The 15,082-nt window shown below is 47.3% G+C and carries 8 protein-coding genes; 7 read left to right on the plus strand and 1 reads right to left on the minus strand.

Translation table 11 applies throughout. From position 1 onward, the window contains the following. Nucleotides 1-5 precede the first annotated feature (5 nt). The 3 genes from P2W83_RS10850 to P2W83_RS10860 all read left to right on the plus strand — a co-directional run bounded on the left by P2W83_RS10850 (nucleotide 6) and on the right by P2W83_RS10860 (nucleotide 3,738). Nucleotides 6-1,214 carry a glycosyltransferase gene (locus P2W83_RS10850; protein ID WP_276133757.1) on the plus strand — a complete coding sequence of 403 codons (1,209 nt, stop codon included), beginning with the start codon at nucleotides 6-8 and terminating at the stop codon, nucleotides 1,212-1,214. Between the two features lie 112 nt (nucleotides 1,215-1,326). Continuing rightward, nucleotides 1,327-2,526, plus strand: coding sequence for a bifunctional 3,4-dihydroxy-2-butanone-4-phosphate synthase/GTP cyclohydrolase II (locus P2W83_RS10855; RefSeq protein WP_276133758.1), 1,200 nt, complete (start codon nucleotides 1,327-1,329; stop codon nucleotides 2,524-2,526). A 27-nt stretch (nucleotides 2,527-2,553) separates the two neighbouring features. Continuing rightward, the gene (locus P2W83_RS10860) at nucleotides 2,554-3,738 is read left to right on the plus strand and encodes a glycosyltransferase (protein WP_276133759.1); all 1,185 of its coding nucleotides are present in this window, start codon (nucleotides 2,554-2,556) and stop codon (nucleotides 3,736-3,738) included. A 1-nt stretch (nucleotide 3,739) separates the two neighbouring features. On the opposite strand, the gene P2W83_RS10865 is transcribed toward P2W83_RS10860, so the two are convergent. Then, nucleotides 3,740-8,479 carry a translocation/assembly module TamB domain-containing protein gene (locus tag P2W83_RS10865; RefSeq protein ID WP_276133760.1) on the minus strand — a complete coding sequence of 1,580 codons (4,740 nt, stop codon included), beginning with the start codon at nucleotides 8,477-8,479 and terminating at the stop codon, nucleotides 3,740-3,742. A gap of 248 nt (nucleotides 8,480-8,727) precedes the next feature. Between P2W83_RS10865 and P2W83_RS10870 the strand changes: the two genes are divergently transcribed. The 4 genes from P2W83_RS10870 to P2W83_RS10885 all read left to right on the plus strand — a co-directional run bounded on the left by P2W83_RS10870 (nucleotide 8,728) and on the right by P2W83_RS10885 (nucleotide 15,033). Continuing rightward, nucleotides 8,728-10,812 carry a prolyl oligopeptidase family serine peptidase gene (locus P2W83_RS10870; RefSeq protein WP_276133761.1) on the plus strand — a complete coding sequence of 695 codons (2,085 nt, stop codon included), beginning with the start codon at nucleotides 8,728-8,730 and terminating at the stop codon, nucleotides 10,810-10,812. A gap of 114 nt (nucleotides 10,813-10,926) precedes the next feature. Beyond that, a complete protein-coding gene (locus P2W83_RS10875; protein ID WP_276133762.1) occupies nucleotides 10,927-11,676 on the plus strand; it encodes an FkbM family methyltransferase in 750 nt (249 codons plus the stop codon). 26 nt (nucleotides 11,677-11,702) lie between these two features. Continuing rightward, nucleotides 11,703-13,973 (plus strand): S8 family serine peptidase, encoded by a 2,271-nt coding sequence (locus P2W83_RS10880; protein ID WP_276133763.1) that lies wholly within the window; start codon nucleotides 11,703-11,705, stop codon nucleotides 13,971-13,973. Nucleotides 13,974-14,325: 352 nt separating this feature from the next. Then, nucleotides 14,326-15,033: a hypothetical protein gene (locus tag P2W83_RS10885; protein ID WP_276133764.1), complete on the plus strand. Its 708-nt coding sequence runs from the start codon at nucleotides 14,326-14,328 to the stop codon at nucleotides 15,031-15,033. The last annotated feature ends 49 nt before the right edge of the window (nucleotides 15,034-15,082 follow it).

A 15,082-nucleotide genomic window follows, 5' to 3' on the forward strand; every position in this document is an offset into this window, starting at 1 on the left:
ATTCCATGTCATCGCGACGCATATTGATATTGACCAACCGTGTGCCGTACCCGCTCAGCGACGGAGGCAACCTTGCCATGAAGGCAATGATAGACGGTTATCGTGACGAGGGCTGGGATGTGTGTCTACTCACGATGAATACCTCGCGTCATTACGTAGAGCCGCGTATAATTCATTCGGCTTATCCCGGCGTCAGGGTAGAGATAGTAGACGTCAATAATGATGTGAAGCCCATTCCGGCACTAATGAACTACCTGCTCGACTCTCTGCCCAATCATGCTGCGCGGTTCAATAAGCCCGAGTTCAGGCAAAGACTAGTGGAACTTTTGAACGAGCTTAAGCCAGACGTTGTACAGCTGGAGAGTGTATTTCTTTCTGAATACTTGCCCGAGATACGGAAGACAACCGGGCTTGCCGTGTTGCGCATGCACAATGTAGAATGGCAAGTATGGGCGCGGGTAGCGAGAGAAACAAAATCGTTAGTAAAAAAAATCTACCTGCAGGATCTGGCAAAGCGTATTCGCAAATACGAACAAAGGGTTTGGGCACAGTTCGATCTTTTGCTGGCTATAACTGAAGTAGACGCAGCCATCGCAAAAACATATAATGACAAGGTATTGACCGTGCCATTTGGGGTTGATACAACAAATGTGCGCGAAGTTCAACTCGCCCGCGACTGGAAGGCGTATCATCTCGGTGCCATGGACTGGTTGCCCAATGCAGAAGCGATTAGTTGGTTTCTTAAAGAAATATGGCCTGCCATTCGTCAAAAAAATCCGTCGCTTACCTTTTACTATGCCGGAAGGAATATGCCTGATAGTTTCAGAACTATGAATATTCCGGGGGCGATATGTGCCGGCGAGGTGCCGAATGCCGATGAATTTATTGCCGATAAAAATATACTGGTAGTGCCGTTGCGGTCGGGTGGTGGCATCAGGGTTAAAATACTGGAAGCAATGGCCGCAGGAAAGCTGGTAGTGAGCACAACGGTGGGCATGCAGGGTATTGAGGCTGTTGCTGGCAAACACTACTTCCAGGCCAATAATCCAGGCGAATTCACCAAGGCTTTAAGCAGAATAGTAGCCGATCCTGCAATGGCAAGGCAAATAGCCATGAACGGGCAGGAGCTGGCAACCGGACGCTACGATAGACACCATATTGCGCATCGGCTGGCCGAGGAACTAGGTTATATGTTGAAAAATAAGACTGTGTAATGGGTCTCAGCCTGCTTTTTTACCGCTTTATCTGTATTAACTATAAATCCATATCTCATTTAGATACAATTGGTAGTAAATTTGCAAAATAGAACACACAGAGGGCTATTTTATGTTGGATACTATTGAATCTGCACTGGAGGATCTGAGGCAAGGGAAACTGTTGATAGTTGTAGATGACGAAGACAGGGAAAATGAAGGCGATTTCATTACCGCCGCAAGAAATGTAACTCCCGAGATCATCAATTTCATGTCGAAGCACGGACGCGGTCTTATCTGCGCGCCGATAACCGAGCAGCGTTGCGAGGAGCTGAAGCTGAATTTGATGGTGGAGAATAACACTGTTTTGCACCAAACACCGTTCACTGTTTCGGTTGACCTGATAGGTCAGGGCTGCACTACAGGTATCTCAGCGCACGACCGCGCGAAGACCGTACAGGCACTTATCGATCCGAATACAAAACCTGAAGACCTTGGTCGCCCGGGTCATATCTTCCCGCTTCGTGCGCGTAGCGAAGGTGTGTTGCGCAGGGCTGGGCATACAGAAGCTACAGTAGATTTTGCGCGACTTGCAGGCTTTGAGCCAGCGGGTGTGTTGGTAGAGATCATGAATGATGACGGAACAATGGCCCGTCTGCCGCAACTGAAAGAAATAGCAAAGAAATTCGACCTGAAGATAGTTTCTATCAAAGACCTGATAGAATACCGCCTGCGTACAGAAAGCCTGGTAGAGGAAGAAGTGCGTGTGCACATGCCTACAAAGCATGGCGATTTTGAACTGATAGCTTTCCGTCAAACCAATACAGGTGAGCAACATCTTGCACTGAAGAAAGGCGAGTGGGATAAAGACGAACCAGTTTTAGTGCGCGTACACAGTTCCTGCTTCACCGGCGATATCCTGCATTCGCTTCGTTGCGACTGTGGTGAACAACTGCAGGCTGCTATGGAAATGGTAGAGCATGAAGGCAAAGGCATCGTGTTATATATGAACCAGGAGGGCAGGGGCATCGGTCTTCTGAACAAACTGAAAGCGTACAAGCTGCAGGAAGAAGGTAAGGATACAGTTGAAGCAAACCTTGCTCTTGGTTTTAAGAATGATCAGCGCGACTATGGTGTAGGTGCTCAGATATTGAGGCATCTCGGTGTATCAAAGATCCGCCTGCTGACCAACAATCCGCGCAAACGTGCAGGTTTGCTTGGTTATGGCTTGGAGATTGTAGAGAATGTAGGTATTGAGATCGCACCAAATCCACACAACGAATTTTATCTGCAAACAAAACGCGATAAGCTCGGTCACGAGATATTGAAATAGCATCAGCCTGTATAAAGCTCCTGCGCATTGAAAATACTTTTCTTAGCCAACCGCATTCCTTATCCTCCCTACAGGGGCGATAAACTGAAAATATTTAACCTGGCTAAAAGGTTAAGTAAAAAGCATGAACTGCATTTGCTCACCTTTGCTCAAACCAAGCAAGAGTTTGAGTACAAGCAGGAGCTGGAAAAGATATTTAAGAAGGTAGACCTTATCTATCTTCCAAAATGGAAGTCTGCGCTGAATTGTCTGAGTGCAGCTTGGGATAACAAGCCACTACAAGTATTATACTTTCAGTCGGGGGAGATGCAGGCGAAATTGAACGACGTGCTTTCTGAATATAAGTTTGACGCGATACATGTGCAGCACCTGCGCATGTCACCATACCTAAAGGATAGAAAAGACCTGCCTCGCATTCTCGATCTGCCCGATGCATTTTCCTTGTACTGGGAGCGCCGGAAAAAGATCCAGCGCAATTTTCCTCGCCGCGTGTTCGAGAATATGGAGCAGAGCCGCGTGTTGAAATATGAGAAGGTGACCAATGATTATAACCTGTCACTGGTATGTTCAAACGAAGACCTTGAGTATTTGAAAGAGGTGCACGGGTTAACGAATATTAAGCTACTGCCCAATGGCGTAGACCTTGATTCTTTCAAAGCCGGTGGGCATGACTACGAACACAATCACACGATATTGTTTACGGGCAATATGGACTATGCGCCTAATATAGATGCTGTAGGATATTTCACCGAAGAGATATTGCCCTTGGTACGTGTGCGATTCCCTGAAACCAAATTTATCATTGCCGGCCAACGCCCTGTGCCTAAAGTGCAGGCATTAGCCAACGAGCATGTGCTGGTTACAGGCTTTGTAAAAGACTTTGCTAAAGTATACAATGATGCGAGCGTGGTTGTGGCTCCATTAAGATTTGGTGCCGGCACGCAAAATAAAGTACTGGAAGCGATGGCCATGGGTGTGCCGGTGGTGTGCTCACATATTGGTTTCAAAGGCTTAGGTATTCAAAGCGGCGAAGGCGCGATCATGCAGACCGATCCGACTCGGTTTGCTGAAACTATAATAGAGCTGCTATCTTCTGCCAGTATGCGCAAAGACGTAGGCACCAAAGGTGTTGAAGTGATACGTAACCGTTTTGGCTGGGATGTTATTGCGCAACAACTTGAATGTTACCTGCAGGAAGTAAGCCGCAACTGATCTACCACGTTCCCCCGGTAGGCCGGTTAGTATTGGTGTTGGCTGAATCTGCACGCAGTTGTTCTTCCATCTTTTTCGCTGCATATTTTTGTCCTCTCAAGAACTCATCAAGGGTGTTGAATGATTTGCGCCAGGAAACACCCAGACCTGTACGTTTAAGGCTTTGGTTGCCCAATGCGTCAAATGCAGAAGTACGGAAGAAATATCCACGGGTGTTGCCACCTTCACGGAATTGGTAGTTAACACGAACGTCACCTGCAAGGTTAAGTATTCCTGCATTGTTGGCTGCGCCAGTATTTTTTCCCCAGTCGTAGGAACCGCCATATTCTACACTCACCCTGTTATCAAACAGTTTATAGTCTACGCCCCATGTCACGGTGCTACGACTGTCCCCATTTTTTTGGTTGGCAGCTTCTGATGCCGTATAGGATCCGTATTTGACATTCAGCGAAAGATTCTCGTTCCCTGTCAGGCGGTTAACAAGGTTCGTTAGCTGCGACGAAGCTGTGCCAGACAAAACTTCACTCACATTGCTGATAGCACCAGCACCCGTAGCGGCACCTGCTGCTATATTGTCCTGCGGATAAAAGCTGCCGATCAGCAACAGCGAAGCTACCTGGTTGAAAAGTTCTGTTTCATTCTGGTTGACACGGCGCACTTCCTCATAGGCGATAGTGCCGGGTCGCTGCTGAGGAATATCCAGTTTAAATGTTAGCGTTGGATTTTCAAGAGAGCCTCTCATGAAAAGCAAAACGTTTACATCCTGGGTGGTCTTAGCCTCTTTTGCTTCGTTGTTATTCAAAATGGTCTGCTGATAGTTCTTCAGCAATTGATAAGGCCTTGCACGCACGGTGTATACACCTTCTACATTCATTGATGTTGCAGCTATTGGTCCGTTAAAGCTGATACGGCTACCTGCGTTCAGCTCAAACTTGCGTTTGTAGAACAACTGCCGTAAGGTAAACAGGTAATTTCCCTCCTCGATATCGTATTGTCCATACATCTTTATGTCATTATCCGAGGGGATAGTCATATTGATGTTGCCATTTCCCTTTGCGGTAATGGCATCCCCTGTCGATGGGTCGAGTACAAGTGTGATCTCCGCTAGCGGATTGAGGCGGGCATCTATTTCAATGTTCAGTTTATGCTTGGGTTTCTTTACAACAACTTTCTTAACTGTGTCGTACGATTTGAAACTAACATAGCTATAGCTGGCTTGCTCAGAAGTAGTCCCGATGGGTATGTACAGTTGTGAAGCAGCAGCAGGCATCGCCCGGGTCATCCGTATCCTGATGTCCTCTATAGGGCCTGTTATCGATAAGTTTTGAAAGCCTGCAATGAGGTTGCCGTAGAACGCTTCATTCTCAAATTCTTTCAGGTTGATCACCTGAAATTTAGATGAACCCATGTTCATTGCCAGCTTCAGGTTTTTAAACCTGTTGTGTGTGATCTTACCGTTGAAGATCGCCCTGTTCTTATAGGCATCAAACAGTGTAAAATCACCAAAGTTGATCTCGCTGTTGTTTACTTTGATGGTCGCAGTATGGATGTCATACTCGGTGCCAAGGAAGTCTATACGTACATGCGCATTATCCATCCTCACAGATCCTTCAACGTCCGGTTCGCTGGCAGTTCCTTTTATAGAAACGCTGCCATTCAATGTTCCATTTACCTTGCTCACATAACCTTCCACAAACGGCATTATCCAGGCAACCGGCGCGTTGTTCACAACAATGTTACCGTCGAGCCTGCGGTTGCTTGTGCTATCAAACACGGTACGCCCGCCGGCAGTGATAGATGCATTGCCACGATAAACCCCGCTCGCAGGATCGAGTACCAGCAAATGTTTGCCGGCATCATAGCTACCTACAGCATTCACATTGCCTATGGTATCTGTTCCCAGCATTACCTCTGTGGCTTTCAGGTTAGCATTTACCAGGAGGTCATTGAATATGTTGCTAAGAGTAATTGTGCCGTTCAACTTTCCGGTAGGCTCATAGCCTGCCAGTCCCGCCAAGCTGCCAAGGTGCGCCAGGTCGAGATTAGAAGTTTGGATAACCAATGGCTGACCAGCGCCTGCTTCAGAATTGGCAACGATCTGTTGGTTGTCTGAACGCAACTGCAGATTTCGGATAAACAGGAAATCATCACTTACAATAGCCTGGCTACCACCTGCGATCTCCCAGCGTTTTTTTGCCAGGTAAAATTCTGAAGGTGCCAGGCGGATGTCAAGGCTGTCGCCGCTGGCATATGCCCGGCCGTTGATGGTCGCAGTGCCGTATTCAGACGTGGAGGATGAGGCGATATTAAAGGTCAGCGAATCGCTACCCACTGTTGTGGTCAGGCTTATAGCTCCATGAAGGTCGCCAACCACCACATTGCCTGCATCAGCATTCACCGCCAGCTGCCTGAAGTCTCCAAGACTGGTGATGGTGATGTTTTGTACGCGCACATCGCCTATCTGGCCATAGGGTATCATGGCATCGACACTCAGCTGTTGTTTGGCTGTATTTAGAGCACCGACGATAGTAGCATCACGGAAGCCTTTCAGTGCAGGTGTAATCACACCCAGCAGGCTGTCTATCTCTTTGGTACGGATCTCGAAAGTCAGATTCTGATCAGTTGGTACAGACTTTGGCGGATGAATATAATTCGGCAGGTAGCTGCCGATGTATGCTTGTACCGATGCCGGCAACGAACTCAATTGGAAATTACCCTTTACTACGCCACGAAGCGCATTACTCTCAACGATGATCAATTTCTGAGATTCGGCCTGAGATGAATACACATGTACCGAGTCGAGGTCCATGTGGTGACCGTTGCGGAACAGGTTTATGTTATACAGCTTCGCATAACCCAGGAAGTTATCGATGCTGTTGCCCTTCCAGTCAAGGTCAAAGTCGGCGCTTGCTGTGACGGTGTCCTTTGTTAGCTTCAGCGCAGTCAGATTGCTGCTTAGCAGGTTCGCCTTGGCATTAATGGCTAGCTGATCCTGGCTGAAATCGAAAATGCCATTGAAGGCCAATGCGAGGTTAGGATCATCCACCATCAGGTCGCCGTTGAACTTATTCTTCTCCAGCAAACCGTTTGCCGTGATATTCCTATAGGGATAACCTTTGAAATCAAAACGGCTGATAACAGCGTCAAGAGTGATCTTAGCATCTTTGGGATCGAAGGCATTGCCATGCACGTTACCGTTAAAGGTCACTATACCAAGATCCGGCTGACGAAGCAGCGTACCCAGATCGAAATTGTCGGTAGACACCTTACCTGCGTACACAGCGGTCCGTTGGTTGAAGTTGGGTATCTTCATGGTCACATCTGAGTGCAGGCTGCCGAGGTTGGTTACGATTGAACCATTGGCCGCGAAGTTCTCTATGTAGCCAATGAAGTTGCCCTTGAAATAAGCATGCGTCAGCTTTTCAAGCGCCAGGTTGGGGTGGCCCTTGAGTTCAGGCGCATATTTCATGATCGCAGGTCCACTGGTTAGTATCTCGCCGTCGGTATATTCTATCCAGGTAGTGTAGATGTCGGGCAGACCTTTCATTCGCACATTGCCTTTTAAGCTAAAGCCGCCATCGCTCACCTGCAGATTACGTGCATAGATATTATCAACTGTTCCTTTTGCGTAGCCCGATACTTTGGCGAGGGTAGGGTATTTACGCAGCTGAGGCGCGAAGTACGCTACATCTCTCGAGTCAACTATCGAGTTGCGCATGTCCGCCTCCATAACTACTTTATGTATATAGTCGTTGAAGTCGGGGAAGCGCTCGTAGTACATAGCATAGAAATGGTGCAGCTTACTGTTGTTCGTTTCTATGTACAGGTTTTTGGCAATAGAGGCGATCGGCGACACGCTCACGTCGGCAACCGCTTTGCGGATCATGATGCCACTGCGGTCTTTAGCGGCGAGGTTTTCTACGTGTCCGCGTATAGTGTCTTTAATGATGTTGATCTTCCTTGCATCAATGTTGATGCCCGTGATGTGCATGTGTTTCTCGTCAAATTCATTCACACGTGCTAACCCATCGCCGACATCCAGTTTGAAAAAGCAGTCCTCCAGTTTGAGGTTTTTTGCATGTACCAGCCAGTTGCCCTTGTTGAATGCCGTAGTGTCCAATACCCGTGGCTTGCGTGGCCTTGGTGGGCGGCCACCTTCGTAATCGCGCAATACAATGCCACCTCTTATCAATTCTACCGAATTGATATCGACGACACGCTTTTTCAGGTCTATCTCGTCGGCATTCACCTGCAGGCTACCCACGTCAATGTCCATATCACTACCAACCCACGCATCGTCCATGTGGAAGCGTACGTTCTGTAGATCGGCTTTTTCCAGGTCCAGCTCAAATTCGTTCTGCTTTTTGGTGCTGTCTTTTTTGCCGGTATCAAAAGCGTCTTCTATAAACTTATAGTTCCACTCGTCCGACTTTTTGGTGCGATACAGGTGCACATAGGCATTGTGCAGCCCTATATAAGTAATGACCGGTTTATCGCTTTTCAGGAAAAACCAGTCTGTAATCCGCACCCTGGCTTGCCCGGCATGGAGCAGGGTATCGCCGGCTTTATCTTCTATATACAACCCTTCCAGCAGCAGGTGGTTCATAAAATCCACACGTACATGCTTCACTGCCACCTTGGTTCCCAGCTTTTTAGACATGGATACTACTACGCGCTGCACCAGGAAGTTCTGCACAGGCGTCAGGTTTACCAGTACGACGATGAGCACAAGCAGCCCCACAATGGTCAGGGCAACATTTCGTAATATTCTGAGAAAGCGGTTCAGGGAGATCTCCGTTTAAAAGTTAACCACAAAAATAGCTCCATTCATCCATTTCTTATAGAAGATTTTGTTAATCATTTCCATCCTTTTCTGCCGAAAGAGCGTATCTTTCGGGGCTATTTTTTGGGCCACAGCAGGCTATATTAAATTTAAAACGCATGCACATGAAAGTCTTATCGCTTTGCACCTCTTTTTTACTAGTGAGTATGGCAGCATCAGCACAAAAGCCGGGAGCCTTTAAGGGCTCTTACCCTGAAACTAAAATGGGGACACAGGTTGACGAATTTTTTGGTACTAAGGTGAACGACCCCTATCGCTGGCTCGAAGACGACAGGTCGGCAGAAACAGCCGATTGGGTAAAGCGCCAAAACGACGTTACCAATGCCTACCTGGCACAGATACCGTTCCGCGACAACATCAAAACCCGCCTGACCGAGCTGTGGAACTACGAAAAATACTCGGCACCGTTTAAAGAGGGTGGATATACGTATTTCTATAAAAATGATGGACTGCAAAACCAATCTGTGCTGTATCGCCAGAAGGGCAGCGAAGCTCCGGAAGTATTCCTAGATCCAAACAAATTTTCAAAAGACGGCACTACGTCACTAGCTGGCGTAGACTTTACAAAAGACGGTTCTATGTGTGCCTTCCAGATATCGGAAGGTGGCTCTGACTGGCGCAAGGTGATCGTGTTGGACACGCGTACTAAAAAGCGCCTGGATGACACACTGATGGATGTAAAGTTCAGCGGACTTTCCTGGAGAGGCAACGAAGGTTTCTATTATAGCAGCTATGATAAACCCAAAGAAGGCAGTGCATTGTCAGGTAAAACCCAGTATCACAAACTTTTCTTCCACAAGCTCGGTACGGCGCAGTCTAAAGATGAGCTGATATTTGGTGGCGAGGCTACGCCACGCCGCTACATTGGCGGAGGTGTGACCGAAGACCAGAAATTCCTGGTGATCACGGCAGCCAATGCTACTTATGGCAACGAGTTATACATCAAAGACCTTTCGAATCCCAAAAATCCGATCGTTCCTGTAGTAACAGGTTTTGAGAACGAGCAGGACGTAGTTTATGCCGAGAATGGAATGCTGTACATCGTAACCAACCAGAATGCGCCTAACCGCAGGCTGGTAATAGCCGATGCCAAAAATCCTGCTGTGGATACATGGAAGGATGTGATCCCGCAATCGCAATTCCCGCTCACTGTTTCTACCGGCGGACGTAAATTCTTTGCACAATACATTAAACATGCCGTGTCTGAAGTGTATCAATACGACCTCAGCGGTAAAATGGAGCGCCAGATCACACTGCCGGGCCTTGGCACTGCGGGTGGCTTTAGCGCAAAACGAGAAGAAAATGAACTGTACTACTCATTCACTTCATACGTTTATCCTCCAACGATCTTCAAATACGATATCGGTTCCGGTAAATCAGAAGTGTATAAAAAATCGGGCGTGAAATTTGACCCGTCGTTGTACGAAAGCAAGCAGGTGTTTTATGTGTCTGAAGATGGTACCACCATCCCGATGATCATCACCCACAAAAAAGGCGTACAGCTCGATGGTAAAAATCCTACTATGCTGTATGGCTATGGCGGTTTCAATGTAAGCCTGACACCGGCCTTCAGCGTAAGCAACCTGGTGTTTATGGAAAACGGTGGTGTATATGCGGTGGCAAACCTACGTGGCGGCGGCGAGTACGGCGACCAGTGGCACACCATGGGTACCAAACTTAACAAGCAAAATGTGTTCAACGATTTTATAGCTGCAGCTCAATACCTGGTGACTGAGAAATACACCTCGAAAGACTACCTGGCGATTTCAGGCGGTTCTAATGGTGGTCTGCTGGTTGGTGCGGTTATGACACAGCGTCCAGACCTGATGCGTGTTGCTTTCCCAGCAGTAGGTGTACTCGACATGCTACGTTACCACAAGTTCACAGCCGGTGCAGGTTGGGCTTACGACTATGGTACTGCCGACGATAATAAAGAGATGTTCGACTATCTCTATAAATATTCGCCGGTACACAATGCTCGCAAAGGCACTTGCTACCCGTCAACAATGGTAATGACTGGAGATCATGATGATCGTGTTGTGCCTGCACACTCGTTCAAATTTGCCTCAGCGATCCAGGCTGCACAAAGCTGCGATAACCCGGTGCTGATTCGCATTGAGACCAAAGCAGGCCATGGTGCGGGCAAGCCAACGTCGATGATCATAGAAGAACAAGCCGATAAATGGGCATTTATGCTCTATAACATGGGTCTCGGCTACGGTGCTAAATAGTCACAAAGCAAATTTTTATAAAGGAGCGGTGTTTGGCCGCTCTTTTTTTATTCAGAAAATTAATGGCAGAAGACCATGTAGTTGAGTATATTTGAGTGGCTTGAATAGAGTTTTGTGAGGAACATTATCAATAAAATACGCAATTCGATACTGCACCGCCTGGCTGCCGCTGTTTTTGAAAAAGTAGAGGCAGAAGGTTTTGTGGTGTCGTATGCACAAGGCGGTGAAGACCTGATCATCAAAAAACTTCTGGGCAATAAGCGTGGCGGTTTTTATGTAGACGTAGGTTGCAATAATCCTATACAAAAAAGCAACACATTCAAGCTATACCTGAAGGGCTGGACGGGCATTTGTATTGATGGCAACGCCGCCCTGATAGACAAATTCAAAAAGATACGTCCGCGCGATCTTTGCCTGCAGCAGGTATTATCCGGCAAAGTTGAAAAGCTGACCTTTTACGTTAATAAGAACAACCACGAATATTCCACTGTCAATGCGGGCATAGCCAGCGATTGGTCAGACGCCCGAGGTGTGGAAAAAGTGGAAGTACAGGCCGATACCCTGGCCAACGTTTTACATAAACATTTGAATGGCAGGTATATCGACCTGCTTTGCATAGATGTGGAAGGTCATGATCTCGCTATCCTTTTAGGCAACGACTTTTCAAAATACCGTCCGGGACTGATATGTACAGAGGCCGGAACAAGCATTGTGCATTCGCTCGATCATCCTATTACTAAATTCCTCATTTCGCAAGGCTATGATTATGTGGCCTGCTGCGGAGAGAATATGTATTTTAGAGATGGTAACCTGATGGCCGGCGATCTTGAGCGTGTGCTACATAGCCCTGATGCTTCGCATTAGCGGCAAAATTCCTACTTTTAACAGGTATGAAAATAAGCAACAGACTCCTGTCTGCATGCCTGCTGGCGGCTATGACCAGCATGGCGCAGGCCCAGGAAAATGATAGCCGTCAACTTCCTAAACTCTCACCACTTACGCGTGTGTTGCTGAAGGAGATCGATCAGCATAAGGTTAACCTCGATGGCAAACCTGAAAACTATGTTTATCGAGAACTGCATGGTAAGCCATATCTGGGCGGTTTGGTGAAAGTGACAGATCCCGGCCGGTTGGGAGATAAGTTTGCCGACATGGGTGTGCTGGTAGGAACTAAGGCTGGTGACATATGGACGGTACAGGTTCCGCTTGAAAAGGTAAGGCAGTTTACCGAAACGCCGGGCATGTCATATGTCCAACTCGATGAGCCTTTGCGTCCTGCAATGGACCAGGCACGTAAAACCACCCATGTCGATTCTGTGCACCAGGGTATCAACCTGCCCTGGCCTATGACCGGTAATGACATCGTAGTGGGCGTTATGGATTTTGGCTTCGACTATGGTCACCCAGCTTTCTTTGATGCTTCTGGCTCTAATTACCGGGTAAAGAAGGTATGGGAAATGGATGCGACCGGTACTCCACCCGCAGGTTACACCTATGGACATGAGCTGACGAATACCGCTGATATCTTGGCGCGTGGTACCGACAATGTAATACAAACACATGGTACCGCTGTTGCTGGTATAGCCGCAGGTTCTGGTTACGGCACAACCAACAACAAACTGAAGGGCGTGGCTCCGGACGCAGACCTTGTATTCGTGGGAGTACGCCGCGACTCCATAGGCGGACAATGGAGGCAGAGCAGCTTTTCAGACTTTGTAGATGGTGTTAGCTATATATTCAGCTATGCCAATGCAGTGAAACTCCCCGCTGTTACCAACATCAGCTGGGGATCACAGTCGGGTCCGCATGATGGCACTTCGTTGTTCAACCAGGCTTGTGATAATTTATCCGGCCAGGGTAAGATCATTATCATGAGTGCCGGTAACGATGGGCAGGAGAATATCCACCTCTCGAAAACGTTTACGACCACAGATACGCTGATCAATAGTTTTGTCACGTTTAGTTCCGACACATTGCAGCGTACCTGGGTAGATATTTGGGGCGATACCTCAAAGACTTTTTGCGCCAATGTTACATTGTATAAGAATGGCGTAGCGGGCAACAGCACGGGATATATCTGCATCGACAACAACCTGCATAGCCTATACGTTATCGCCAATAATGGACTGGATACTTGTTTTGTTGACTTTATCACTTCATCGTCAGAGTTCAATAATAAGCCACGAATGACGCTGGATATTTACAACAAGTCCGCCGATAGCATCCATGTTTCGATAAAGGGGAATGACGGTTCGATAGATGCTTGGAACGAGTATTATTACTTCGGTTATAAATATGGTTATAGCAGTATTTTCGAAAGTCTCGGTGTGCCGGGCAATGTGGATGGTAATACGATATCCACTGTAAGTGATATGGGGAGCGCTAAATCGGTATTGCTCGTGGGGGCATACGCTTCCAAGATAGGTTGGACCGATATCAATAGCCAAACGTGGTCGTATCAAGGCTACGTCAACACCGGCAATATTGTTCCCTTCTCCAGCCGCGGCCCAATGGCCGATGGTCGTATCAGCCCAGATATTACTGCTCCGGGTCTGACACTTGCTACAGCTACCAGTTCTTTCGATACGCGCTACACGCCAACCGGGCTTAATAAGCAACAAGTTGTTTCGGGTGTCAATTTTGGAAGCAAGACATATTATTATGCTGAATTTACCGGCACATCAGCATCGTCTCCCATGGCTGCCGGCATTGTCGCGCTGATGCTGGAAGCAAATCCAAAGCTCACTCCACAGCAAGTGCATGACATGACTGCACAGACTGCTATCAAAGACAATTTTACAGGTGCATTACCTGCAGCGGGTAGCAACACATGGGGCAAAGGAAAGATAAATGCCTATCGCGCCGTGAAGGCGGCTAACCAGGCAAATAGCGTATATGAGGTTAAAGGTAAAAAGCCCGATTGTGCCTTGTTCCCCAATCCTAATAATGGAATGTTTTGGCTACAATACACTGCTGCGCGCGCAGAAAAAGTGCAGGTAGTTGTATGCGATATTGCAGGGCGTAAGCTATATTCAGAAGACTGGCAAGTTAATGTTGGAGACAATGCACACCAGATCGCGATTTCATTAGCAAAAGGTGTGTATATGGTGCAGATCATGAATGCTGAAGGCTCGATCAGTATCAAAACACAAGTGCATTAGCAGCGTTACTCTAATATGATTAGTAAAAACAGGGCAGTTTTTAGCTGCCCTGTTCGTTTATATTACAGACTTGCGTTTTCTAGGGGGGTAAGTATTCGGCGATTTCTATCAAATTGCCAACCGGATCTTTTGTGGCAATGTCCCTAATAAATCCGGGGCTTCGAAAACGCTTCGTGTGTATCTCAACAGGTTGAATTGTTAGGGCATACCGGGTGATTTAATAACAGCTTTAATGGTTTATTAAGTTTGCCGTCAAATATATACGCGTCTCGATTTTTATGGCAATTCTGTGACACATGTGCATGAAACTTTAATGCGTTTTGGATGTTAACTTTATAGGAAACCGTGGGGCATGGGCTTTATCCATTATATACCGATCGCGACAGCGCTGTTTGCAGCTTTCTTTTTTGTTGAGATCTTTCAGCATTGGCGCAAAAGCAGTTATGCCCTACACCTTGGCTGGTGGACGCTGGGAATTTTCTTTTACGGCCTTGGCCCAATAACAGAGAGTATCAATACCATCTTCGGTTATAGTCCGGTCAATTTCAAAGCATGGTATATTTTCGGGGCATTTCTGGGGGCGGCACCCCTGGCCCAGGGTACGGTGTACCTCATGCTTAAGAGAAGAGCAGCAGATATGCTGTCCATCATTCTTATTCTCGTCATCACCGTTGGCGCGGTAGCGGTCATACTTTCTCCGCTAAAGCCAGTGACCGAACAATACATCAAGCTAAGCGGTAAGCTATTTGAGTGGCATTTCATCAGGCTAATGACCCCGTTCATTAACCTATATGCTTTTATTTTCCTGGTGGGCGGTGCTATTTACTCGGCAATGCAGTATTCAAAAGACTACATAGACAGATCGCGTTTCTGGGGAAATATACTTATCGCCACAGGGGCGCTCATACCCGGCATAGGTGGTATTGCTGCCAAATTTGGCTTTATCGAGCCGCTGTATATTTCAGGCCTTGCCGGCATCTGCTGCATTCACGCCGGTTACCAGGTTATAAAAGCAGGCGCGGAACAATCCATCTATCCGGCCCAGGCTCATCATGAGTAGAGCTTTTTTTGAATAAATTGTTGTATATTTGTATTGAAAGGAGCGCGAA

The sequence above is a fragment of the Polluticoccus soli genome (genome assembly GCF_029269745.1).
GTDB lineage: Bacteria > Bacteroidota > Bacteroidia > Chitinophagales > Chitinophagaceae > Polluticoccus > Polluticoccus soli.

Coding starts and splice junctions, on each gene's coding strand:
- P2W83_RS10880 (WP_276133763.1), top strand. CDS start 11,703: ATGAAAATAAGCAACAGACTCCTGTCTGCATGCCTGCTGGCGGCTATG.
- P2W83_RS10885 (WP_276133764.1), top strand. CDS start 14,326: ATGGGCTTTATCCATTATATACCGATCGCGACAGCGCTGTTTGCAGCT.
- P2W83_RS10870 (WP_276133761.1), top strand. CDS start 8,728: ATGGCAGCATCAGCACAAAAGCCGGGAGCCTTTAAGGGCTCTTACCCT.
- P2W83_RS10855 (WP_276133758.1), top strand. CDS start 1,327: ATGTTGGATACTATTGAATCTGCACTGGAGGATCTGAGGCAAGGGAAA.
- P2W83_RS10850 (WP_276133757.1), top strand. CDS start 6: ATGTCATCGCGACGCATATTGATATTGACCAACCGTGTGCCGTACCCG.